Raw genomic sequence first — 23663 nt, 5'->3', positions numbered from 1 at the left:
ATTGAGATAGCAGAGCGGCGAGTGAAGCGTTGCCAATGGAAAGGCGACCGTCCCCGGGGTGGGTTTCGACTCCCTTGGGCGCGGTGTCAAGCGGATTCCTGGGATGGTTTGGCTCGGGACCCGACCCGAGACCGCTTGGCGCGGCAGCCGAGGACTTTCAGCGAAACATTCCCTTTGTCTGATGCAGTTTAGGAGGGGGCCCTTTCCAATGAGCTTCATTCAACGCTTTCTGGAGCGCGTGCTGCGCAACAATCCCACTCGCATGCCCCGCACCAGCTTCGACGACCTGAGCCAGGACCAGCTGGACGCCCACCTCAGCGTCGGTCGCTACGGAAGCTTCTCGCTGACCGACGCCGTCCGGCCGTCGATCGGCCTGGAGGTCATCCCCCGCGAAGGCTACCGCCGCGACGTCTACTGCGACCCCGAGTCCGGCAACCGGATGCCCGTCCTCGCCGCCTCGATCTCCTCGGACCGCCTCTTCGACGTCTTCATGGATCTGCTCGACCCCCTGGGCGAGGTCGTGGACGTGGTCATGGAGTCCAGCCACGACTCCGAGCCCGGCTCCCACTCCGACCTCTACCGTGAGCACATGGACACCGTCATCCTCAAGAGCACGCTCTACGACTACGAGTCGCTCCTGATGAACGACGGCTGCACCGGCCTGGCCGCCCTCAACCCCGCCGGCCCGATGGAAGTCCAGTTCGACGAGCACAAGCTCCTCTTCGTCTACGCCCACGACCTGGACCCCTTCGAGGAAATCCTCCAGGGTTACGGCCTTCGGCGCGACGACACCCTCAAGTTCATCTCCGAGGCCGAGCACCTCCACTCGACCGACGACGAGCACCGCGACCAGTTCGACGAACTCCTCTACCGCCTCGGCATCGACGACTGAGCAAGCGACCCCCCCAGCGAAGCGAAGGATCCCCCGACGGGGCGCCCGAGGAATGCGGCCGCCCCGTTCGCGTTTCGAAAGCCCGCCGCCCCCCTCGAGGGGGTTAGTCATGCCGATGCCATCATGCCTTCCTCCCTGGTGGGAGAAGGTGGCCCGGAGGGCCGGATGAGGGGGACCATCATCGCGGACGACACGAACAGGCGACGGTCTTCGTGCTCGTCGCCCCCTCACACGACCGTCTCGAAGGTGGGCGTCGGGCGTGCCGACCACGGCCCCTCGGTTCGAAACGAGACGACGCGGCGGGGTGCAGGGCCCGGCCGCGTCGCGGTTCGCTCGGTCGATCCATCCAGCAGGGCGGATCAGGTCATTTCTCGTCCGCGCTCTCGGCCCTGGGCTTCTTCAGGCTCTCCAGCTCCTCGAGGACCTTGTTGAGCTTCTGCTCCAGGGAGTCGATGCGGGACTGGTCCCCGGCGTCCGGGCGTCGGTCCCGAACTTCGGCTTCACGGTGGTCGCGGGCCTGGACTTCGCGAACCCTGGCCTGCTTGATGCGCTCGGCGACGTCGGGCATGACCCGCTCGATGACGACCTCGCCCTGCATCTCCGCGAGCTTCTTGTGGGCCTCGGCAAGCTTCCCGGCGGCCTCGCTCAGCTCCCGCTGCTTCTCCGCCACCACCTTGCTCAGCTCGTCGACCCGCTTCAGGGCCTCGGCCGCCTTCGGGTCGTCGGCGTTGAACCGCCGATCGACGAGCCGCCCGAGCTTGAACCGGTTCTTCTGGCCTTCCCCGAAAGGCTCCACCGTCAGCTTCTCCGGCTGGAACGTGAAGGTCTGGCCGGGACCGTCGAAGGGCATGCCCCGGAGCTCGACCGCGTCGGGCCTCCTGGCAAGCTTCCCAAGCTGCTCGAGCGCGGCCTTCAGCCCCTTGATCTGGGCCTCGCGGTCCTCGCCCTCGGGCTTCCCGGCCTCCAGTTCCTTGAGCTGAGCCTTCAACCCCTCGGCCGCCTTCTTGATCGCCTCGCCGGCCTCCTTGCCTTCCCCGCGGACCTGGAGCCGGATCTCCTTGCGGACCTCCGCCCTGTCCTTCTTGTCGCCGTCCCTGCCCTTGTCCTTGCCGTCGTCTTTCTTGTCGCCGCCCTTGTCCTTGGCTTCATCATTCTCATCGTCGTCGGCGACGGCGGCGAGCGTCACCGGGCCGACGAAGTCGATCGTCTTGAGGGCGTCGCCGTCGCCCACGGCTCGGAACGAGAGAGATTCACCCCGACCGTCGATCGCCTCGCCGAAGACGACGACGTCGGCGGGCTGGACGGCCTCGAACTGGACGGCGGGCTCGTCGGGCTTGTCGGCCCAGGTGGGGCTCATCGGCAAGAGGACGCCGGCCAGGGCCAGGGCGCCCAGCGAGCCTTGCCATCCCAGCGAGCGTGACGTCGTTCCCGTCATGACCATCGTGAGCCTCCTTCGGAGATGTTGCACCTTGCCGAATCCGCTCGCCAAAAGCGGCTCGGGGTCGGCGCTCGGGTTCAGGAAATCGACCGTGTCCAGCAGCGTCTCGGCGTAGGCGCGGGCGTGTTCGGGGAACATCCAGACGACCCACGCGTCGCAGCACTGCTCCTCGACGTCGCGGAGGGCCCGGCGGACCCACCAGACGACCGGGAGCCACCAGTAGAGGACCGTCACGCCCAGCTCGAAGAACCGCAGCAGGTGGTCGCCGCGCTTCAGGTGGGCCAGTTCATGCGTCAGGAGGAGGGTGCGACAACGGCCGTCCAGCCTCTTCCAGAGCATCTGGGGGAGGATCAGGCGGGGACAGAGGCCCAGGCTCCAGATCATGGGGGTCGTCCGCGCGTCGATGAACTCGACCCGCGGAGGCCGTCTCAGGCCCATCGCGGCCGACAGCTCGGCGACCTCGCGCTCGACCCATTCCCCCGCCGGCGAGGCGTCTCGCAACCGGCTTTGAAACCGGACCACGCGGACCGTCGCCAGGACGGCCGTCGCCGCCGAGCCGGCCAGCCAGGCGGCCATCAACCCCTGCCACGCAAGGCTCGACCACGAACGATCCGGGGCGGCGTCGAACGCGAGCACGGCGGGGGACTCGACGGCCTCGGCCTCGAAGATCGCCGAGGACTCCTCAAGGGCCGCCAGCTCGGCCGGGGTGAGGGTGATCGAAATCGGCTCCTCGACGACGAGCGGCGCGGCGAGCGTCGCGACCGTCTCATCCTCGAACTCGCCGACCGAGACCTCGAACAGCGGGGGCGTCACCAGCTTGAGCAGGACGACGACCCAGAGGCAGTGCACGACGGCAGGGCGTCGCACCAGGATCAGGGCGAGCCCGGCGACCATCGCCCCCAGGACGGCGGCGCCCAGGGCGTTGGTCAGCGCCGCTCGCAAAAGGTCTTCCATGGGGTCACTCCCGTCGACGAGTTCAGGCGCCTGGGGTCCGCTTCCCGCTCTTGCCGCGATCGAGCCGCTCGATGAGCGACCGCAGCTCGTCGCGATCGGCCGGGGAGAGCCCTTCCCCCTCGACCAGATGGGTCAACATCGGCGTGAACGACCCGCCGCAGAGGGCGTCGGCCACCGCCCGCAGCCGCCGGCCGATCAGCTCGCCCCGGTCCACGGCCGGGGCGAAGACGTGCACGCTCTCGCGGCGGTCCCGCGACACGCAACGCTTCTGCTCCAGCCGCTCCAGCAGCTTCTGCACCGTGGCGTACGTCGAAGGGCCCCCCTCGCCGTACACCCGCTCCGCCAGCCGACGGATCGTCGCCGGCCCGTGGTCCCACAGGGCCGACAGGAGCGCCAGCTCGGCCTCCGTCACGTCCACCTCGTTCCGTTTCATATCCCTCCCTCCTCCTCAGACACGTTGTCTGAACGGGATCATAAGACAAGGCGTCTGACAGGTCAAGCTGTTCTTCGAGGGGCCTCGCGGAATATTCTGGTCGGGGCGGGGATTCCGATCGAGGGCCGGACGGCCGGGGGGTTGCGAGGCGATGAAGCGTGGGTTGATTTTGGCGAGCGCGTCGCCGAGGCGGCGGCAGTTGTTGGAGGAGGCGGGCTACGACATCGAGGTGGACCCGTCGGACGTGGACGAGCCGGGGCCGGCGGCGGGGGAGTCGCCCGAGGCGTACGCGGCCGACCTGGCCTGGCGGAAGGCTCGCGCGGTGGCCTTGCGGCGGGGCTCGGGCCTGATCCTGGCGGCCGACACCGTCTGCGCCGTGGCGGGGGAGATCCTCAACAAGCCGGTCGACCGCGACGACGCCGAGCGGATGATCCGCCTGCAGGAAGGGGGCGACGCCGACGTCATCACCGGCCTCTGCCTGCATCGCGGCGACCGCCCCGAGTGGCTGGGCGCGGTCGAGATCAGCGTGGTCCGGTTCCGCCCGCTCTCCGACGCCGAGCGCGCCGCCTACCTGGATTCGGGCCGCTGGGAGGGCAAATCCGGCGGCTACGGCGTCCAGGACGGCGACCCCTTCGTCTCGGTCGCCCGGGGCAGCTTCTCCAACGTCGTCGGCCTGCCGATGGAACGCCTCGCGGCGCTCCTGGCCGCGCACCCGGCCCTGCTGGGCTGACGGCCTCCGCCGCCCTGCCCCGCCGAGCTGCCGCGCCATCCTGGCGTCGCCCACGGCGGTGGGGCTAAAATGGACGAGGCCGCGAAAAGAAAACCGCTCGCGGCGTCGCCTGGGAGGACCATCCCGCCATGACTCGCCCTCGGCTCCCGCTCGCCTGGCTCGTCGCGATAGGTTTCATCTGGACGTCCTGCGCCGTCGCCGCCGATGCGCCGAAGGTCGAGCCGAGGGCGCTGGAGCCGCTCCCCCTCGGGGCGATCAGGCCGGCGGGGTGGCTCAAGACGCAGCTCGAAGTCCAGGCGAAAGGGCTCGGCGGCCGGCTCGACGAATTTTGGCCCGACATCAAGCAGAGCGCCTGGATCGGCGGCAAGGCCGAAGGCTGGGAGCGCGTGCCGTACTGGCTCGACGGGATCGTCCCGCTGGCGTACCTCCTGGACGACCCGGCGCTGAAGGCCCGATCGAAGCGGTTCATCGACTACATCCTGGACCACCAGCAACCCGACGGCTGGCTGGGCCCGATCGGCGACTCCCAGAGGCACCGGCCTTATGACGTCTGGCCGCTGTTCCCGCTCTACAAGGCGTTTCTCCAGTACGAGGAGGCCACCAGCGATCCCCGCATCGTCCCCGCGCTGGTGAAATGCGCCCGGAAGATCGACCAGGTCGTCGACGAGACGCCGCTCTACGAGTGGGCCAAGGTCCGCGCGGCCGACTTCGCCGTCGCCCTGTATTCGCTCCACGACCGCGCCCCGGAACCGTTCCTGCTGGACCTCGCCCGCAAGATCCTGGGCCAGGGGCACGACTGGCGGGCGCAGTTCGAGGACTACCGCCTGACCGGCCGGACGACCGACGGATTCAACCTGCTGAGCCACGGCGTCAACACGGCGATGGCCTGGAAGTTCGGCCCGGTCCGCTCGCGACTCTCGGGAGACGCCGGCGACCGCGACGCCGTCTTCAACATGCTGGACGTCCTGGACCGCTATCACGGCCAGGCGACCGGGATCTTCACCTGCGACGAGCACGTCGCCGGCCGGAGCCCCTCGCAGGGGACGGAGCTGTGCACGGTCGTGGAGGCCATGTATTCTCTGGAGGAGGCGATCGCGATCCTGGGCGACGCCCGGCTGGGGGACCGGCTGGAGCGGATCGCCTACAACGCGCTGCCGGCGACGTTCAAGAAGGACATGTCGGCGCATCAATACGACCAGCAGGCCAACCAGGTGCTCTGCACGCGGGAGGGGGAGCACGTCTGGGCGACCAACGGGCCGGATTCGAACCTCTTCGGGCTGGAGCCCAACTTCGGCTGCTGCACGGCGAATTTCCACCAGGGCTGGCCCAAGCTGGCCTCGCACCTGTGGATGAGGACGCCGGGCGGGGGGCTGGCCGTGGCCGCCTACGCCCCTTGCGTCGTCGAGACGGAGATCCGGGGGAAGCCGGTGCGGGTCGAGGTCGCGACGGAGTACCCGTTCCGGGACGCGGTCGAGATCACGGTGACGGTCGCCGAGCCGATGCGGTTCCCGCTGGAATTGCGGGTCCCGGAGTGGTCGCGGACGCCGTCGATCACGGCGTCGGAGGCCCCGTTCGCCCTCGGGGGCCGCAAGCTCCGGGTGGGCGACGCGGCGGACGTCGCCCGCGACGAGCGGACGGCCTGCTACCGGGCGCTCGACGCCGAGTGGAGCGGCACGAAGACGATCCGCCTGGAGCTGCCGGCGTTCGCGAGGGCGTACCGGGGCGAGGACGGCTCGACGGCGATCCTCCGCGGCCCCCTGGTCTTCGCTCTGCCGGTGGCGGCCGAGTGGACGAAGGTCCGGGACGACCCGAACTTCGCCGACTGGGAGGTCCGCCCGACCGGCCCCTGGAACTACGCGCTGGAACTCGCGCCGGAGCGCATCGAGGATGCGGTGACGTTCCGCGAGGTCCAGCCGGCCGCCGGCGCCCCGGCGTTCTCGGCGGAAGGGGCGAAGATCCGGGCGGAGGTCCGGGGCCGCCGGCTCGAAGGCTGGGGGATCGAGCGGGGGGCCGCCGCACCGCCGCCCCGGAGCCCGGTCGCGAGCGCCGCGCCGCTGGAGACGCTCGACCTGATCCCGTACGGCTGCACCGACCTGCGGGTCGCCGAGTTCCCGATTCTGAAGGATTGACCGGAGACCCGGCCGGGCGGATCGGGAGGAAGCCGGATGTCCATCATGACGAGCGACCCCGCATCGAGCCCGGACCCCTCGCCCGCCGGGGCGGAGCCCCGGCCTCCCTCCGCCTCGCCGCCGGCGCGGCCGAAGCGGTCGATCGTGGCCAAGCAGGCGCTGTTCGTGGGGTTCCTCGTGGCCCTGACCGGCGGGACCCTGACGACGGCGGGCTATCGGTACGTCGGCGAGATCGTCGCCCAGCAGATCGACGCGCGGCTCTCGGCGATCGCCGACGATCGCCAGGCCCTCCTGCTGACGGCCCTCCGTCGCGAGGAGGAGCGGGTGGAGCAGGTCGCGGGTCGGGTCCGGCTGCGGAACCTGCTCGACGCCCGGGGCCGACCGGAGGCCGACGACGCGGCGACCGACGTCCAGCTTCAGGCGGCCCTGGACGACTTCCTCGAGAACGTGCGCGACTTCCGGGCGATCCGCCTGGAGGGCCCCGACGGCGAGGCCCTGGCGACGAGCGGCCCCCCCGAGGACGTCGCCGCGATCCCGGTCGGGCTCCGTGAACCGAATACCGGCAAGCCTCCCCGCGCGGCGATCCCGGTGAAGATCGACGGCGGTCGGGTCGCCGTCTTCACGGCCGACGTCCGCGGCCGGGCCGGGGCCATCCTGGGCCGGATCGCCGTGCTGGTGGACCTCGGCCGGGTCGTCGAGGCGCTGGCCGACTCGCAGTGGCTGGGCGAGACCGGGGACGTGCTGATCGGGATGCGCGAGGGGGCGGCGACCCGGCTGTTGTTCCCGCCCCGGCGGCATCCCGCGGAGGCCGAGGTCTCGACCTCGCGGGGCCGCCCGATGGATGAGGCGATCGCCGGCCGAGGCGGCCTGATGCGGACGACCGATCGGGACGGCCGCGCGGTCCTCGCCGCCTACCGGCCGCTGAACTACGCCGACTGGGGGGTGGTCGTCAGGATCGACGCCGACGAGGCGTACGCGCCGGTGCGACGGCTGCGGCGGCTGCTGGCGGCCCTCGGCGGCACGATCCTGGCGCTGGGCCTGGCGGCGTCGTACGTCCTGGCGAGGCAGCACACCCGGCCGATCCGGCGTCTGGCCGACGTCGCCGAGGCCGTGGCCGACGGCCGGCTCGACACGCCGATCGCCGTCACCTCGAACGACGAGATCGGCGTCCTGGAATCGAGCTTCGCCCGGATGACCGAGCAGCTCGCGCGGTCGCACGGCGACCTGGAGGCCCGGATCCACGAGCGGACGCGGGACCTGGAAGCGGTCCGCGACCTGCTCGACGCGTTCTTCCGGATCTCGACCTCCCGGCTCGACTCGGGGACCCTCGACCGGACGTTCGACTCGGTGCTGGAGTTCTGCTCGCGGCTGGGCTACGAACTGGCGATGCTCTCGCTGGTCGACCGCGAGGCCGGCGTGATCCGGGGCGTCCGGGGCGCCGGAACCATGGGCCACATCGTCGCCGACACCGTCCGCTCCCTCGATGGGCCGGACGTGCTGGCGCGGGTGGCCCGCGAAGCCCGCGTCGAGATCATCCCGGACTCGACCGTGGACCCGACCTGCGACCACGAGGCTGTGGCGAGGGCCGGCTTCCGGGGCCAGATCGTCCTCCCCCTGGCCGGCGGCGATGAGGTGCTGGGGACGCTCCAGGTGGCCGTGCGCGAGGTCCTGGACCCGAGCCAGGTCGACCTCCGGCCGCTGGAGACGCTGGCCAGCCACGCCGGCCGGACGCTGGCCTGGTACAACCAGATCCGCGAGGTCCGTCGGCTCAACGAGAGCCTCGACCACCGGGCCGTGGAGCTTGCGAAGTCCGAATCGGCCCTGCGCGAGCGGACCGACGTCCTCCGATCGGTCCTCGACTGCATGGGGGAAGGGGTCGTCGTCGTCGACCTGGACGCCCGCCTGCTGGTGATCAACCCGGCCGCGCGCGAACTTCTCGGCCGCGAGGAGAGCGGGGTCGGGAGCTCGGTCTGGCGGGCGGACGAGCCCGTCTACGACGTCAACGGCGATCGGCCGTACCGATCCGAGGACCTCCCCCTGGCGCGGGCGATCCGGGGCGAGTCCCCCGAGCCCTGCGAGCTGATGCTCGGCCATCCCAGCCTCCAGCACGGCCGCTGCCTGTTCATCAGCGCCCGCCCGCTGGTGGAGGACGGCGGGGCGATCCGCGGGGGGCTCGTGGTCTTCCACGACGTCACCGCCCGCAAGTGCGCCGAGATTCGGCTGGCCGTCCAGTACGCGGCCGCGCGGGTCCTGGCCGAGTCCGACTCGCTCGCCGAGGCGGCCCCGAGGATCCTGAAGGCCCTGGGCGAGCCGCTGGACTGGGACCTGGGGGTGCTCTGGCGGGTCGACGCGACCGCCGATCAGGTCCGCTGCCTGAGCCTCTGGCGGAACCCGGCGACGCCCGCCCCGGAGGGGCTCGACGAGGCCGTCCGGGCCAAGACGTTCGGGCCGGGCGAATCGCTGGCCGGCCGGGTCTGGGCCGACCGCAAGGCCCTCTGGCTCACCGACCTGGACCGCCTCGACGGCGAGAGCTGCGAGCTCTGCCATCGGCTCGTGGCCGCCGGCCTCCGCTCCGCCTTCGGCGCCCCGGTGATGCTCCGGGGCGAGTGCATCGGCGTCCTCGGCTTCTTCAGCCGGTTCGACCGCCGCGAAGAGCCCGAGCTGCTGGACCTGGCCGCGATCCTCGGCGCGCAGATCGGCCAGTTCAACGACCGCTGCCAGATGCACGCCCGCGTCGTCCAGTCGGAGAAGCTCGCCTCGCTCGGCATGCTCAGCGCCAGCGTCGCCCACGAGATCAACAACCCGCTGGCCTACGTCTCCAGCAACCTCGTCGTGCTGGATCGCGACGTCCGGACCGTGCTCGACGTCCTCGCCTGCTACGAGCCCTGTCTGGAGTCCATCGCCGCCGCCCGCCCCGACCTCGCCGAGGAGATCCGCCGGCTCGACGAGGAGTACGACATGGGGTACATCAAGGCGAACCTGGGCAAGATCCTCGACAGCACCCGCCAGGGGGCCAAGCGGGTCGCCGACATCGTGCACAACCTGCGCGGCTTCGCCCGCGCCGACCGCGACGCCTGCTCCGCCGTCGACCTCCGCGAGTCGATCTCCGCCGCGCTGGAGATGATCCGCGGGCGGCTCGAACGCCGGGGCGTGGAGGTGATCGTCCGGGCCGAGGACGTCCCCGCCGTGGTCGCCTCGCCGACCCAGCTCAACCAGGTCTTCCTCAACCTGCTGGTCAACGCCATGCAGGCCATCGACGCCGCCCAGCGCGAGCACGGCCGCATCACCGTGGAGGCGAAGGTCCGGGGCGATCAGGTCTGCGTCGAGATCCGCGACAACGGCTGCGGCATGCCCCCCGACGTCCGGGCCCAGATCTTCGACCCCTTCTTCACCACCAAGTCCGCCGGCGAGGGGACCGGCCTGGGCCTTTCCATCACCCACGGCATCGTCCTCGACCACGGCGGGCGCATCGAGGTCGAGTCGGTCCCCGGCGAAGGGGCCTGCTTCCGCGTGGTCCTCCCCGTCAGCCGCAAACCCGCCGGTTGAAGCCGGCCTCGATCTCGACCGCCCTCTCCGTCTCGTCTCCTTGCGTTCCCCGATCCAGAAGGTCCGCCCCATGCCCCCCATCCGGATGCTGTCCCTCTCGATCCCGGTCGCGGTCGCGGTCCTCGCGGTCCCCGCCGCCTCGGCCTCGTCCGACCCCTCGGCCGCCGGCTTTACCGGCCGCGTCGGGGCGACGATCCACGTCTCGAAGCTCGGCGACGGCTCCGACGGCAAGACGTGGGCGACCGCCTTCCGCACGATCCAGGCCGGGCTCGACGCCGTCCCCGACGACGCCGGCGGCCACCGCGTGATCGTCCGCCCGGACAGCTACGCCGAGGCCAACCTGGCCCCCTCGAAGAAGGGAGCGGCCGGCGCCTACAACGCGATCGTCTGCGACTTCGACGGCGCCCTCGGCTCCGGCGCGAAGGGCTGGGCGCTGATCGACTCCGGCGACCCGGCCGCCGGCTTCAAGAGCTGGGACTGGTGGAGCACGATCCGGGCCTCGGACAAGCACTGGCCCACCGGCAACAACCGCGAGACCTTCTCCAGCATCGTCTGGGACCGTTGGGCCCTGCACCGGCTCTACGCCGCCGGGAGCGACGCCGGCCTCTTCTGGGACCTGACGAACAAGAGCGGCGAGGGCTTCACCGTGGTCGTCGAGGATTGCGTCGGGATCGGCCGCGCGTTCGGCGGGGGCGTCGTCTATCCCAAGGTCCGGCCCGACGAGCCCAGCCTCTTCCGCCGGTGCTACTTCCTGGCCCTGGACTGGGTCGGCGATACGGCCGCCGTGCTGGTCGGGGGCTCGGAAGAGGCCCCGCCGGACCACCCCCACGCGGTCTTCGAGGATTGCACCCTCGTCCACCCGGACAACGCCCTGGCGCTGTCGTACGCGGGCCGTCGCACCCGGGCGAAGCTGACGCGATGCCGGCTCGTGGCCCTGAATTTCACGCAGCCCGAGATGGGGGGGAAGTCGACGGGCCTGATCGCCACCCAGGGCCACGCGCCCGGCGGCTCGCTCCACGTCGACCTGGAGGACTGCCGCCTGGCCGGATACAGCGTCTTCACCGCGGGCGACGACGGCAAGGCGGCGACCTGGACCGCCACCGGCCGCAACACCGCCTATCTCCAGTTCAAGCAGCCCACGCCCGAAGGCTTCGAGCGCGTCGGGGCCTGGCCCGCCGACCTCTTCGCCGCGATCGCCCCGCCCGCCGTCGAGGCCTCCCCCGCGACCCCGCCGCACCTCGACTGACCGGGCCGCGGTCCGCGATCGCCGGGCCCCGGATTCCTCGGACGCCGGCTTGCATCGAGGGGCCGGGGAGGCGATCATCGCGCGGTTCCCATCCAGATCGGTCGTCGGCATCGAATCGAGAGGGTCCGAATGATGGAAGCGATCCCACGCAGGACGATGCTCCGGCGAGGCGCCCTGGGCGCGGCGGGCCTCCAGCTGGCGGCGGCCGGCGCGCGGGGGGACGGCCGGACCGGGCCCCGGGTCGTCGTCGGGCTGATCGGCGCGGGGGGCATGGGGAGCGCCCACCTCCGGCTGCTCGCCGCCCGGCCGGACGTCGAGGTCGCCTGCGTGTGCGACGTCGACGCCGAGCGGCTGGCCTCGGCCGCGAAGCTCGTCGAGCAAGGCTCGGGCCGGGCCCCGGCCGCCGTGCGGGACCTCCGCCGTCTGCTCGACGACCGTCGCATCGACGCCGTCTGGATCGCGACCCCGGACCACTGGCACGCCCCCGCCGCGATCCTCGCGCTCGACGCGGGGAAGCACGTCTACGTCGAGAAGCCGTGCTGCCACAACATCCGCGAGGGGGCGCTGACGGCCGAGGCGGTGGCCCGCTCCGGCAAGCACCTGCAGGTCGGCACCCAGAGCCGCAGCACGGCCGTGGTCAAGGACGCCGTCGATCGCGTCCGGGGCGGTGCGATCGGCGAGGTCCTGGTCGCCAAGGCCTGGAACAGCCAGCTCCGGGGCTCGATCGGCAAGACGCGGCCCTCGGAGCCGCCGTCGCAGCTCGACTACGACCTCTGGCTCGGCCCCGCGCCGGCCGTCCCGTACCGGTCGAACCTGCTGCCCGGCGTCTGGCGCTGGTGGCGGGACTTCGGCTGCGGCGACATGGGCAACGACGGCGTCCACGATCTCGACGTGGCCTGCTGGGGCCTGGGCGTGGAGACCCATCCCTCCCGCATCGCCTGCCTGGGGGGCAAGTCGTTCTTCGACGACGATCAGGAGTTCCCGGACACCCAGTACGCCGTCTTCGAGTACCCCGACGCGGCGGGGCCGGGCCGGGCCAGGCGGCTGATCTTCGAACAGCGGATCTGGTCGCCCTACGTCCAAGAAGGCTACGAGAACGGGGCGGCGTTCTACGGGACCGAGGGGGTCATGATCATCGGCCACACGGTCGGCTGGACCCTCTACGGCCCCAAGAACCGGAAGCTCGCCGAGCGGGCGGGCCCGGCCGACCTGGCGGCCCACCACGACGACTTCCTCGCCTGCGTGCGCGGCGAGTCGAAGGCCCCCAGCGCCGGCGTGGCCGTCGGCCACCGCTCGGCGGCCCTGGTCCACCTGGCCAACATCGCCGCGAGGGTCGGCCGCGTCCTGGACTTCGACCCGCGGGCCGAGGCGATCCTCGGCGACGCCGAGGCCGCGGCGTTGGTCTCGCGACGCTACCGCGACGGCCACTGGGCGGCGCCTCCCACGGCCTGACTCGCCCGCTCGGGGCCGAAGGGGCGCGGGAGACGTCTCGGCCGAAGCGGGGTCAGACCCGTTCGAGCACCAGGCTGGCGTTCTGGCCGCCGAAGCCGAAGCTGTTGGACATCGCGACCCGGACGGGGATCTCGCGGGCGGTGTTGGGGACGTAGTCGAGGTCGCATTCCGGGTCGGGCTTGGCGAGGTTGATCGTCGGCGGGACGACCCCCTGCTCCAGGGCCATGGCCGTCGCGGCGGCCTCGACGGCCCCCGAGGCGCCGATCAGGTGGCCGATCATCGACTTCTGGCTGCTCATCGGGATCGACGGGGCGCGGTGGCCGAAGACCCGCTTGACAGCCACGGTCTCCATCAGGTCGTTCAGCCGGGTGCTGGTGCCGTGGGCGTTGATGTAGTCGACCCGGTCGGCGTCGATCCTCGCCTCCTTCAAGGCCGACGTCATCGAGAGCGCCGCCCCCTTCCCCTCGGGCTCGGGGCGGGTGATGCCGAAGGCGTCGAACGAGGAGCCGTAGCCGGTCACCTCGGCGTAGATCCGCGCCCCGCGGCGGCGGGCGCGGCGATAGCTCTCCAGGAAGAGCACGGCAGCCCCTTCGCCGAGGACGAACCCGTCGCGGTCGGCGTCGAACGGCCGGGAGACCTCGATGGGGGGCCGGACCGACGAGCTGACGGCCTTCATCGCCGAGTAGGCGACGAGGAGCTGGGGGTCGAGGCGGCTGTCGCAGCCGCCGGCGAGCATCACGTCGGCGTCGCCCCGGGCGATCAGGCGAAAGGCGTCTCCCACGGCCTGGGTGCCGGCGGCGCAGGCGGTCACGATGGTGTTGTTCGGCCCCATCGCGTGGTTCAAAATCGAGATGTGGGCCGCCGCCATGTTCGGCAGGTGCTGGAGCAGCCAGAGCGGGAAGATGGATTCGGACCGCGCCTGCGCGAACCGGGCCATGTCGAACCCGCCGTCGCCGTCGAGCCCCGCCCGCATGGGGGCGACCAGCTCGGAGACGTCCACCGGCGTGATCCCGGTCCCCATGCAGACGCCGAACCGCGTCGGGTCGAGCTTGGCCCGCTCCACCCCCGAGTCTTCCACCGCCATCGCCGCCGCGCCCACCGCGAACCGCATGGCGCGGCTCATCAGCTTGGCGTTCTTCTTGTGCTCGCCCAGGTAGGGCGAGACGTCGAAGTTCTTGACCTCGCCGGCGATCTTGATCGGAAGTCCCGTCGTATCGAAACTCTCGATATAGCCGACGCCCGAACGGCCCTCAGCGATCGCCTCGCTGAACGCCTTCGCCCCAACCCCGTTGGGCGCAACCACACCGATCCCTGTGATCACCACGCGGTGCATAGTTCCCACCCTCACCCGGTGCCCGACAAACTTGCAGTGTGGGATTCCCGCCCCGTCCGCCCTGACTCCCTCAGCTCCGCAGGCGACGAACCGCGCCGTTGCGAGATCCGTCGGACTCCCTTCCGTCCTATCCCTGAATCGAACTTTATCAACCTCGGCCGCCGATCGAATCGGAACCGGCCTAGGCCTGTGGTCAACCAAGCAAACCAGCCCGCCGCCTCCAGAACACCGAAGACCGGCAAGCCTTGCCCTGCCAGATCATTTTAACACGCCTCCAGGCCTTCTGCAATCTGCGGCCTCACTCTGGGGTAAATATAGCCGACTAGGCAAGAGACAAACTCGGAAGTGTGAGTCGGCGGCCTGGTTTGGGCTGTGGGCCGACCCGAGCCCGCGATCGACAGAACTTGCCGGCGAACCCCTGGGACGGCATAGTCTTCTGAAGGTATCGGTCGCGGCGCGAGGCGTCGGGTACGGGAAGGGAGCCGGCTTCGGAGTCCGGGTTCTCTTCGTCCCGCCTACGCCGGTCGCGCCGCTCGACGCGGCGCCCATCACACTTCTGAGAACGCGAAAGGTCTGAGAATGCCTCTCTCTCTGGCGGAACGGGCGGGATTGATCGAGCCCTCCGCGACCCTGGCGATGGGCGCCGAGGCGCGGAAGCTGAAGGCCCAAGGGCTGCAAATCCTGGACTTCGCCCTGGGCGAGCCCGACTTCGACACGCCGACGAACATCCAGGACGCGGCCGTCCGCGCCATGCGCGACGGCAAGACCCACTACACGCCCCCGGCCGGCGTCCCGGAGCTGCGAGAGGCCGTCGCCAGGGTCTACACCGACCAGCACGGCGTGAAAACCGACCCGGCGCAGGTGGTGATCTCGAACGGGGCCAAGCACGCGATCCACAACGCCCTCATGGCGGTTTGCGGGCCTGGCGACGAGGTCGTCATCCCCGCCCCCTACTGGGTCAGCTATTCCGACCTGGTGAAGCTGACCGGGGCCACGCCGGTCGTCGTCTCGACGCCCGAGTCGGCCGGCTTCAAGATGACCCCGGAGCAGTTCCTGGGGGCCGTCACGCCCCGCACCAAGCTCCTCATGATCAACAGCCCGTCCAACCCGACGGGCGTGGTCTACGAGCGGTCGGAGCTGGCGGCGCTGGCCGAGGCCGTGCTCAAGACCGAGGTCGGCGTCCTGTCCGACGAGATCTACGAGCAGCTCACCTACGGCGACGCGCGGCCGACCTGCTTCGCGAGCCTGCACCCCGACCTCCCTTCGCGGACGATCACCATCTCCGGCGTCAGCAAGACCTACGCCATGACCGGCTGGCGGATCGGCTGGAGCGTCGCCCCGACCGGGGTCTCCAAGTTCATCGGCGACCTCCAGAGCCAGGAGACCAGCAACCCCTGCTCTATCAGTCAATACGCGGCGCTCGAGGCGATCGTGGGGCCGCAGGACTCGGTTCGGGAGATGAAGGAGCAGTTCACCAGGCGCCGCGCCTACGTTCTGGAGCGGATCGAGAAGCTCCCCGGCGTGACCTGCCTCCCCCCCGGCGGCGCGTTCTACGCCTTCATGAACGTGTCGTCGCACTTCGGCCGGACGCTGGCCGGCGTCAAGGTCGTCGACTCGACCTCGTTCTGCCTCGCGGCGCTGGCGAAGGCCAACGTCGCCCTGGTGATGGGCTCGGCGTTCGGGGCCGAGGGTTACGCGCGGATGTCGTTCGCGACCGATCTAGCGACCCTGGAGAAGGGCTTCGACGCGCTGGAACGCTTCCTCGCCGGTTGACGAGTGAAGTTCCGCGCCCGAACGGCCGATAGAGAAGGAAGCGGAGGGGTGCGGGATCGCTGAATGAGGGGCCTCACACTCCCGGATCGCCCTTGCGTGGGTCCTTGACCTGGGCTAAGGTGCGGCCCCCTTCGCGATTCCACCTCTTTCATGATAATTCGCGCCGGTTCCCTGTTCGCCCCGGCCGACCGCTCCCCGCGCCGTCTCGACAACCGACGTCGCCCCGGAACGATCGCCCGATTCGCCGAGGAAAGACGGACCCCATGAAGGCCAAGGCCGCGTCCCGCATGCTGCTCGCGCTCTCGGCCTGCCTGGCGGCCGCCGGATGCCGGACCGCCGGCGTCTCGCCCTCGACCCGGCCGACGCCCCCCGCGGCCGAGCCCCGGGTCTCGTTCTACCTCGACGAGTTCGTCCGCGACCACAACCGCAACGCCCGGCTGATCCAGACCGTGAAGGCCAGCCCGACGATCGGCGTGTCGATGACCCCGCCCGACGGCGGCAAGCCCCAGGTCGGCTCGGTCAGCGGCCGGCTGGCCGTGGTCCAGCCGTACGACTTCAAGCTGGAGCTGGGGAGCCGGGTCGCCGGCGTGGACGTCGCCGACATGGGCTCGAACCGCGACGAGTTCTGGTTCTGGGTCAAGAACGACGACAAATACATCTTCCGCGCGTCCTACGACGACCTGGCGGCGAGCGAGCTGGCCGCAACCTACCAGCCCGACTGGATCGTCAGCGCCCTGGGGCTCAAGCCGATCACGCCCGACGAGGCGGCCTCGGCGCGGATCAAGGTCGGCCCGCAGCCCGGGACGACCCTGTTGCGGCTCCCCCCCTCGCGCGATCAAGGCTCGGCCTACATCCGCGAGATGGTCGTCGACGACGCGACCAACCGAATCCTCGCCTTCCACGCCTTCGACCGCGACGGCAAGACCCTGCTCGGCCGGGCCGCCATCAAGCACTACGCCGAGATCGCGGTGAAGTCGACCGTCGAGACCGACTCCGAAACCGACGCGGCCGACCGCTCCCGGACCGCCGCCGAGACCACCTGCCGCATCCCCGACAAGCTCACGCTCGAATGGAAGCGCGAACGGCTGACGCTGGACATCGCGATGTCCAGCCTGAAGCTCAATCAGCCGTTCCCCGACGCGCAGCGCACCGCCCTGTTCGTGCAGCCCCAGTTCAGCGGCTACACGACGATGGACCTCGCCGAGATGACCCGCACCCGCCCCCGAGGCGAACCCGGCGGCGGCGACACGACGGTCCGCGAGACCCTCCCCGCCCCCGAGCCCCCTCCTCGTCCCGCAGGACCTCGACTTCTCCATCCGGCTCCCACTCCAACTCCGGCCCGGCCTCCCGGAACGGCGTCCGCCTCGGCCCGCCGGTCGAGATCAACGGCGCCCGGCTCCAATCGGCCGACGACGAGCCCGAACCTCGCGCCGGCGCACGCCCGGCCTCGCGACGCACGGCCCCCGGCCCGTCTCGCCGGCCTCGGGCGTCCCCCTCGTCCTCCCCGTCTTCGACGAGGTCGTCGGCGCCGCCTCCCCGAGGGCCCCCGAATCCCTCCGCTTCCAGACCGCCCGCGCCGAGGACTCCCCCGGCGGCCTCCAGCTCGATCGCTGAGCCTCACCTCCCCGATCGAACGTCCCCACGACCCCGACTGGCCGCTCGACCCGACCGCTCGGGAAGGGGCGGTTTCAAAACGGGACGTTTAGGGGGGATGGAACGCCGACGGCTTGCTAAGATGAGGACCAAGGAGATCGGAGCAGGGACGCGGGACGAAGCACCGTCGCGTCGGTCGGCCTTCATGCGAGGGGGACCGCCGGCGCCTTGGCGAAGGGTGGATCCATGGCGACGGCTCGGAGAGGTCGGAAGCGGCGCGTGGGGCGGCCGGGGGTGGAGCGGCTGGAGGGGCGGGCGCTCCTGAACGCCTCGATCGACATCGCGGCCGATGGCTCGCTGGTCTATCGGACCGATCCGGCGGCGCTGGAATCCTTGCTGGTCTCGCGGGCGGGGGGGGTCTACACGTTCGCGGTCGACCCCTCGAACAACCCGATCGACGTGACGGGCAACGCGGCCTCGCTGGTCGTGACCGGCTCCGGGAGCCGGACGGTGACCGTCGCGGATCCGTCGAAACTGCAAATCGAGGCGGCGTTCGGCGGCCAGACGATCCGGGTTCGGAGCACGGGCGTGGCGACTCGGATCGTCCTCCAGGGCGACTCCGAGCGGGTGATCCTGGGCGACGACCTCGCGGCCGGATCGGGGGGGATCCAGGCCCTCGCCGGGCCGATCACCGTCTCCGCCGACGCCGGTTCCGAGCTGAACAGCCTGCTCGTGGCCGACGGCCCCGCCGCCTACGACGTCGGCGTCCGTCCGTCGTACGTCGTCTCGACCAGTACGATCACCGCGAACGACCCGGCCGTCCAGGCGCGGTTCGCCGGGATCTCGTACTCGGGCGTCTCCACCTTGACCGTCCGGGGGACGACCGTCGCCGCCGCGGCGAGCCCGCTCTACCTGGTGCGAGGGACGGCCGCCGGCGTCGCCACGACGATCGACGCCACGGCGGGCCCGGCCCATCGCGACTTCTCGATCCTCGGGACCTCGTCCGACCCGACGAGCCGGCTGACGCTCCGCTCCTCGGGCACCGCGAACGTCTGGGTCGCCTCGATCGACGCCCCCGTCACCTACGTCGGCGGCGGCGGCCGGGCCTCGATCTGGCTGGAGAGCGTCCGGGGCGGGAATTTCGGGATCGACTCCGACTTCGTGGTCCAGAACGGCGGCGGGGGGGTCGACGTCTCGGTCGGCAACTACTGGAACCTGGGGACCCGCCGGGGGACCCCGAACTGGTTCCTCGGCTTCGATTCGGGGACGTCCGCCTTCGCCGCGCTCCGGGACGCGGACAACCCCGCGGTCGGCGGCCTGTTCTTCCGACCCGACGAGGTCCACGCCCTGAACATCGACGCCAGGGGGAACCGAGGCGCGTCGCTGATGGTCGACTTCCGCAACGGCGACCCCCTGCCCCATGGCCCGGCGAGCGGCGTGGCCGGCGAGCCGAGGACCGGCCTGACCTATCTCGGGACCGGGGCGGTCCACCCCGGCTCCCCCTACGCGCTGAGCCTCGTCGGCGCCCCCCCTTCGGGCGCCTTCTCCTTCGCGATGCATCAGGTCTTCCCGCTGTATCGCGGCCAGATCGCGCTGACCGACGCCGGCGAGGCGCGGAACATCGCCTATCAGCTCGATCCCGGCGCCCCCCTGCTCGACGACGCGTCGACTGTGACCGATTACCGCTGGTTCTACGACGTCATGGCCGGGTCGGTCGACGGCGTCCGAACCTTGCCCGACGGCACGATCGTCTCGGCCGTGCTCGATTCCGACCTGCGGGTGATCGACGGCGGGCTCTCGATCGCCAACGGCGAGGCCCTGGCGCTGGTCGAGCAGAACGCCGACGCGCGGCTGGCCCGGTTCCTGGTCTCCAACAAGGCGTCCTTGCGGATCCAGCGGGGCTGGTCGATGGGCACGGTGACGACCACCGTGGACTATCAGCCCAAGCCCGTGGTGGACGAGGAAGGGAACGTCGTGCTGGACGACGAGGGGAACCCGGTGTTCCCCCCCGTCGCCGGCCTGACGAGCCTATACGTCGAGGACGCCTCGCCGGCGGAGACCCCCTCCGGCGACGTGGTCCGGCTCCAGAATCTGCCCCAGGGCGTGGCGGTCTACGTCAACCAGGGCCACGGCGACGACGCGACGATCCTCTCGCTGCCCGGCGCCGCCGGCGCGACGCTGGTGGCGCTCGACGGCGCGGACGACACGGGGATCGTCGACGGGGTGGACGGGACGGACAAGCTCTTCATCGACGCCGGCGGACGCCTGCTCGACCCGTCGAGCTTCCAGGACCTGGGAGGGGGCGTGCTTCGGATCCCCCCCCTGACGCCGGGCGACGCGCCGATCACGATCCGCGCCTATGAAGACATCCAGGTCTACAACTCGTCCACGCCCAGCTTCACGGCCCAGCCGGTCTCGATCCCGGCGACGGCCCGCGTGCCGCTGGTCGACGTGACGGCCGGGCTCCTGACCCCCACGCTCGCGAACTTCTCGGCCGTCGGCATCACGGCGGTGATCGCCTGGGGCGACGGGGCCGCGACGGTGGGCCGGATCGAGCCGGTGCCGGGCGCGACCGGGACGTTCCGCGTGGTGGGGACGCACGCCTACGCCCGGACGGGCGTCTTCTCGCCGCGGCTGTTCCTCTCCGGGGCCGGGACGGCGACGACGACGGTCGGCGGCGTGCCGATCACGTTCCAGGTCGCCGGCACGTCCGGGAGCACCGCGCCCGCCCCCGCGCTGGCGGGCCGGCTGGCGGCCTCGAGCGATTCGGGCCTCTCGGACTCCGACCTCGTCACCAACGACGTCCGCCCGTCGTTCCAGGGGACGAGCGGCGTGCCCGGCGCGTGGATCGACGTCTACGCCACGCCGAGCGGCGGCCAGGGGATGATGATCCACATCGGCTCGACCGTCGCCGACGCCTCGGGCCGCTGGTCCGTCGCCTCGACGGCGACCTTGGCCGACGGCGCCTACACGGTCCAGGCGCTCTCGGCCAGCACGTCCTCCTGGGCGAACGGCCTGGCCACCCTGGCCGAGCCGCTCACGATCGACACGGTCGGCCCCCGAGTCTGGGGGGTCTCGATCATCCCCCTCCGCGGCGAGGTCGTCGCCGTGGTCCGCGACCACGGCGGGCAGGCGGACGCCGGCGTGGGCCTGGACCTGGCGCGGCTCCGCGACCCGGCCTCCTACACCTTCGCCACGGAACGCGGCGCCCCGCTGCCGCTCGCCTCGGTGGCGGTCGCCCCCGGCTCGACCAACCGCTCGCAGACCGTCACGCTGCAACCGGCCGGCGGGAGGCTCCGCAACGGGGCCTACGTCCTCACGCTCCGCTCCTCGGCCGGGCAGGCCGTCGGGATCCGCGACCTCGCCGGCAACCCGCTCGACGGCGCGTTCACCGGCGCCTTCCCCTCGGGAGGCTCCAACACCGGCCGCGACTTCCGCGCCCGGCTCGACCTCTTCAACAACCGGCTCCGGTCCCTCCGGCCCGTGAGCTGACCTCGCATCGCATCGCATCGCATCGACCCCGAGGCGGGGCCCGACTTCGGTCGGCCCCCGCCTCGAAGCGTCGTCACGGCTTGGGCTTGATGAACAGGACCTCGCCCCGTTCGATCCATCCCTTGCGCAGGTCCATCCGGAACCAGCCCTCGCTGTTCTTCCTTTGGAAGCGGAGCGGGGAGCGGGGGCCGAACTCGGCCAGGTCGTATTCCTTCCAGGTCTTCCCCAGGTCCGCCGAGTAGGCGAGGCCCGTGGCGAGGGTCGACGCGGGGGCGCAATGGCCCGCGACCATCACGCCGTCCTCGATGATCATGTTCGCCATCTCGAACTCGGCGTCGAAGAGCCGGGTGTGCTTGCTCGGGTCCGCGAGATCCGCCGGGGCGCAGCGGAAGATGCCGCGGTCGTGCTTCTCGTCGGCCGGCTTGGGGCCGTTCGCGTCCGCGGCCCAGTAGAGCTGGCCGTCGACGAAGTTGATGCCGCCGGACTTGTACCGCGAATTCGAGTTCACCGACACCAGGATCTTCCAGTCCCAGGCGTCGGCCTTCGCGTCGTACACCCCGCGCAGCCAGTGGCATTCGTGCCCGTGCCCGCGGTCGATGTCGCCGGTGCAGGCGTAGAACGCCCGCTCGGCGGGGTGGTAGGTCACCCCGTGGACGTGCCGACAGACCACCGGATTGTCGGGATCGCCGAGGAACGACTCGGGCGCGGCGCCCGGCTCCTGGAAGGCGGGGTTCCGGCCGAAGGAGTAGGCGATCTTGACGGTCTCGCCGCCGTCGGTGGAGTAGAAGATGTTCACCGGCACGGGGCCGCCGAGCACGTTGCAGTAGTTCCCCCAGACGAGCATCTCCGAGCCGTCCACGTCCCAGGTGTGGACGCCGTCGAGCGGGTGGAAATACCAGCCGGGCTGGTCCGGGTCCTTCGGCGTGTGCGGGAGGTAGTCCCGCCCCTGGCGATCCTTGACCACGACCTGCCGGTGGGTCGCGAGTTCGTCGGTGCTGAGGAACAGCTTCTCTCGCGTGGCGAAGAGGATGTTGCCGTTCTTCAGGAAGCAGCTGAAGGTGATGTCCTCCGCCTCGGGGAACGCCGCCTCGAGGGCCCAGGTCCGGCCGGCGTCCTTCGACAGGAAGATCTTCCCGCCGCCGAATCCGAAGGCCCGGTCGCCGCGCTGGGAGTCGATGTAGGGGCCTTCCGGCGCCAGGCGATACCAGAACTGGTCGGTCTCGCCGACCGTGCCGGCGGGGGCGGCTTTCAGCCTGGTGAGGCCGGAACTCAACGACCCGCCGACCGCCACCGCCGCGGCGGTCCCGAGGAATCCTCGCCGATCCAATTGCGCCTGAAACTTCATGGGTGGAATGGGACCTCTCCTCTCGACGGGGCCGGGGATCGGAACGTCCGCGCCGGGGCGGCGCGGCCGCTCCCGGGGGGCTTCTCGTCCGGCAGTGTAATGGCGGCCGTCGCCGCCATCAAGGAACCGTCGCGGCCCGGCGGGGCGCCGGAGCCGTATCGACCGGCGGGTCATCCGGCCGGTCGGCAGTGCTCCGCCAGGTGGCGCGCCACGCGACGGGCGCCGTCGGGGTGGAACGGGGGCGCGAGTCGGCCGAGGGCGAACGCGCGGTCGAGGGCGGGGCCGATCCGCATGGCGGCGAAGTCGCGCGAGGAAACCGGGACGCCGCCGCCCCAGGCGCGCGCGGCGCGGTCGAGGGCGCGGTACTCGGCGAAGCCCCGGCGGGGCGGATAGAGGATGGGCCGGCCGTGGGCCATCGCCTCGCTCATCGTGCCGTAGCCCGCCTTGGCGACCACCGCGTCGGTCGAGGCGATCAGGTCGCCCCCCGACCACTCCGAGGCCGGGACCAGATGCAGGTTCGGCAGCGCCCCCACCGGCGCGGCGTGATAGCCGACGAAGTGCACCCCGCGCCCGGCGAACGAGGCCAGGCGCCCCCAGTCGAGGTCGTCCTGGCCGTATCGTCCCACGTAGAAATAAACGAGCTTTTCCGAATCCCCCAGCCCCAGCCGCCCGCGAAGCTCCTTCGCGCGGTCGCGGCCCGGATTGGCGACCAGGCCGACGTCCACCTGATTGGGCAGCCAGCCCATCTTGAGCGCGGGCTCGGCGCGGAAGACGCCCGCGGCCTGGCGATAGGCGCCCTTCAGGTCCGCCACCAGCCGCTTCATCTCGGGCCCGGCCGTGCGCGCGTAGGGCTCGTAGATGTCGGCCCAGGTGAAGTTGGCCAGGAGCCAGCCGGGCACCCCCGCGCGGCGAGCGGCGGCCAGCGGCAGCGGCGGGGCGTCGCTCAAAAGCGCGGCGGCGCCGGCGTCGCGGAGGAAGTCGGCGTCGTCGTCGATCCGTCCGACGGCCTCGCGGTAGGCTTCGAGCGCCCGCGCCAGGGTCGCCGGGGCGTCGGTCTCGCCGCTCCCTCCCATCGGGTTGACGGCGCCCGAATCCGAGACGTGGGCGTCGAGGTCCGCCGGCCGGGTGAGCCGCTCCCGCCAGTTCGGGAACAGTTCGGGGTGGCAGCGGATCACCACGGGGACCTCGGCCGGCACGTGGTTGAGCACCGCCACCGTCCGGTTCATGTGCCCGTAGCCGTGGCTCGTCACGTGGACGACCAGCACGCCGACCTTCGCCATCACCTTCCCCTCCCCTTCGATACGGAC

At 71.3% G+C, this 23663-nt stretch carries 14 protein-coding genes; 9 read left to right on the top strand and 5 right to left on the bottom strand.

The annotated features are described in order from the left end of the window. Nucleotides 1-208 precede the first annotated feature (208 nt). Nucleotides 209-892, top strand: coding sequence for a hypothetical protein (locus tag VT85_RS11110; protein WP_068414701.1), 684 nt, complete (start codon nucleotides 209-211; stop codon nucleotides 890-892). Between the two features lie 364 nt (nucleotides 893-1256). Here the strand turns inward: VT85_RS11110 and VT85_RS11105 are convergent, their stop codons facing one another. Further along, nucleotides 1257-3284, bottom strand: a complete 2028-nt coding sequence (locus tag VT85_RS11105) for a M56 family metallopeptidase (RefSeq protein WP_068414698.1) — start codon at nucleotides 3282-3284, stop codon at nucleotides 1257-1259. 22 nt (nucleotides 3285-3306) lie between these two features. Beyond that, nucleotides 3307-3717, bottom strand: a complete 411-nt coding sequence (locus VT85_RS11100) for a BlaI/MecI/CopY family transcriptional regulator (protein ID WP_068414695.1) — start codon at nucleotides 3715-3717, stop codon at nucleotides 3307-3309. Between the two features lie 151 nt (nucleotides 3718-3868). On the opposite strand from VT85_RS11100, the gene VT85_RS11095 reads away from it, so the two are divergent. From VT85_RS11095 to VT85_RS11075, 5 genes are all read left to right on the top strand, one after another. Then, nucleotides 3869-4447, top strand: a complete 579-nt coding sequence (locus VT85_RS11095) for a Maf family protein (RefSeq protein ID WP_068414692.1) — start codon at nucleotides 3869-3871, stop codon at nucleotides 4445-4447. A gap of 128 nt (nucleotides 4448-4575) precedes the next feature. Beyond that, nucleotides 4576-6576 (top strand): beta-L-arabinofuranosidase domain-containing protein, encoded by a 2001-nt coding sequence (locus VT85_RS11090; protein WP_068414689.1) that lies wholly within the window; start codon nucleotides 4576-4578, stop codon nucleotides 6574-6576. Between the two features lie 36 nt (nucleotides 6577-6612). Continuing rightward, on the top strand, nucleotides 6613-10122 hold the full coding sequence (locus tag VT85_RS11085) for an ATP-binding protein (RefSeq protein ID WP_068414686.1): 3510 nt from the start codon (nucleotides 6613-6615) through the stop codon (nucleotides 10120-10122). A 70-nt stretch (nucleotides 10123-10192) separates the two neighbouring features. Next, the gene (locus tag VT85_RS11080; protein ID WP_156512809.1) at nucleotides 10193-11368 is read left to right on the top strand and encodes a hypothetical protein; all 1176 of its coding nucleotides are present in this window, start codon (nucleotides 10193-10195) and stop codon (nucleotides 11366-11368) included. Nucleotides 11369-11497: 129 nt separating this feature from the next. Then, on the top strand, nucleotides 11498-12820 hold the full coding sequence (locus tag VT85_RS11075; RefSeq protein ID WP_197491219.1) for a Gfo/Idh/MocA family protein: 1323 nt from the start codon (nucleotides 11498-11500) through the stop codon (nucleotides 12818-12820). A gap of 52 nt (nucleotides 12821-12872) precedes the next feature. Here the strand turns inward: VT85_RS11075 and VT85_RS11070 are convergent, their stop codons facing one another. Then, nucleotides 12873-14153 carry a beta-ketoacyl-[acyl-carrier-protein] synthase family protein gene (locus VT85_RS11070; RefSeq protein WP_068414680.1) on the bottom strand — a complete coding sequence of 427 codons (1281 nt, stop codon included), beginning with the start codon at nucleotides 14151-14153 and terminating at the stop codon, nucleotides 12873-12875. Nucleotides 14154-14732: 579 nt separating this feature from the next. Here VT85_RS11070 and VT85_RS11065 point away from each other — a divergent pair. The 3 genes from VT85_RS11065 (at nucleotide 14733) to VT85_RS11055 (ending at nucleotide 21011) form a co-directional block, all read left to right on the top strand. After that, on the top strand, nucleotides 14733-15926 hold the full coding sequence (locus tag VT85_RS11065; RefSeq protein ID WP_068414678.1) for a pyridoxal phosphate-dependent aminotransferase: 1194 nt from the start codon (nucleotides 14733-14735) through the stop codon (nucleotides 15924-15926). 263 nt (nucleotides 15927-16189) lie between these two features. After that, entirely contained in the window at nucleotides 16190-17632 is a 1443-nt protein-coding gene (locus VT85_RS11060; protein WP_068414675.1) for a hypothetical protein, read from the top strand. 133 nt (nucleotides 17633-17765) lie between these two features. Next, on the top strand, nucleotides 17766-21011 hold the full coding sequence (locus tag VT85_RS11055) for an Ig-like domain-containing protein (protein WP_156512808.1): 3246 nt from the start codon (nucleotides 17766-17768) through the stop codon (nucleotides 21009-21011). A 73-nt stretch (nucleotides 21012-21084) separates the two neighbouring features. Here the strand turns inward: VT85_RS11055 and VT85_RS11050 are convergent, their stop codons facing one another. Together VT85_RS11050 and VT85_RS11045 are read right to left on the bottom strand one after the other, a co-directional pair. Further along, on the bottom strand, nucleotides 21085-22338 hold the full coding sequence (locus VT85_RS11050; RefSeq protein ID WP_197491217.1) for a hypothetical protein: 1254 nt from the start codon (nucleotides 22336-22338) through the stop codon (nucleotides 21085-21087). A gap of 188 nt (nucleotides 22339-22526) precedes the next feature. Beyond that, the gene (locus VT85_RS11045; RefSeq protein WP_068414667.1) at nucleotides 22527-23636 is read right to left on the bottom strand and encodes a hypothetical protein; all 1110 of its coding nucleotides are present in this window, start codon (nucleotides 23634-23636) and stop codon (nucleotides 22527-22529) included. Nucleotides 23637-23663: the final 27 nt, after the last annotated feature.

This window comes from Planctomyces sp. SH-PL62 (assembly GCF_001610895.1).
GTDB lineage: Bacteria > Planctomycetota > Planctomycetia > Isosphaerales > Isosphaeraceae > Paludisphaera.
Note: the sequence above shows the minus strand (reverse complement) of the source record. Positions and strands in the feature narration are given on the sequence as shown.

What these genes read in the sequence shown, in the direction of transcription:
- VT85_RS11095 (WP_068414692.1), top strand. Translation starts at nt 3,869, where the DNA reads ATGAAGCGTGGGTTGATTTTGGCGAGCGCGTCGCCGAGGCGGCGGCAG.
- VT85_RS11105 (WP_068414698.1), bottom strand. Translation starts at nt 3,284, where the DNA reads ATGGAAGACCTTTTGCGAGCGGCGCTGACCAACGCCCTGGGCGCCGCC.
- VT85_RS11065 (WP_068414678.1), top strand. Translation starts at nt 14,733, where the DNA reads ATGCCTCTCTCTCTGGCGGAACGGGCGGGATTGATCGAGCCCTCCGCG.
- VT85_RS11070 (WP_068414680.1), bottom strand. Translation starts at nt 14,153, where the DNA reads ATGCACCGCGTGGTGATCACAGGGATCGGTGTGGTTGCGCCCAACGGG.
- VT85_RS11090 (WP_068414689.1), top strand. Translation starts at nt 4,576, where the DNA reads ATGACTCGCCCTCGGCTCCCGCTCGCCTGGCTCGTCGCGATAGGTTTC.
- VT85_RS11085 (WP_068414686.1), top strand. Translation starts at nt 6,613, where the DNA reads ATGTCCATCATGACGAGCGACCCCGCATCGAGCCCGGACCCCTCGCCC.
- VT85_RS11060 (WP_068414675.1), top strand. Translation starts at nt 16,190, where the DNA reads ATGAAGGCCAAGGCCGCGTCCCGCATGCTGCTCGCGCTCTCGGCCTGC.
- VT85_RS11100 (WP_068414695.1), bottom strand. Translation starts at nt 3,717, where the DNA reads ATGAAACGGAACGAGGTGGACGTGACGGAGGCCGAGCTGGCGCTCCTG.
- VT85_RS11080 (WP_156512809.1), top strand. Translation starts at nt 10,193, where the DNA reads ATGCCCCCCATCCGGATGCTGTCCCTCTCGATCCCGGTCGCGGTCGCG.
- VT85_RS11075 (WP_197491219.1), top strand. Translation starts at nt 11,498, where the DNA reads ATGATGGAAGCGATCCCACGCAGGACGATGCTCCGGCGAGGCGCCCTG.
- VT85_RS11045 (WP_068414667.1), bottom strand. Translation starts at nt 23,636, where the DNA reads ATGGCGAAGGTCGGCGTGCTGGTCGTCCACGTGACGAGCCACGGCTAC.
- VT85_RS11055 (WP_156512808.1), top strand. Translation starts at nt 17,766, where the DNA reads ATGGCGACGGCTCGGAGAGGTCGGAAGCGGCGCGTGGGGCGGCCGGGG.
- VT85_RS11110 (WP_068414701.1), top strand. Translation starts at nt 209, where the DNA reads ATGAGCTTCATTCAACGCTTTCTGGAGCGCGTGCTGCGCAACAATCCC.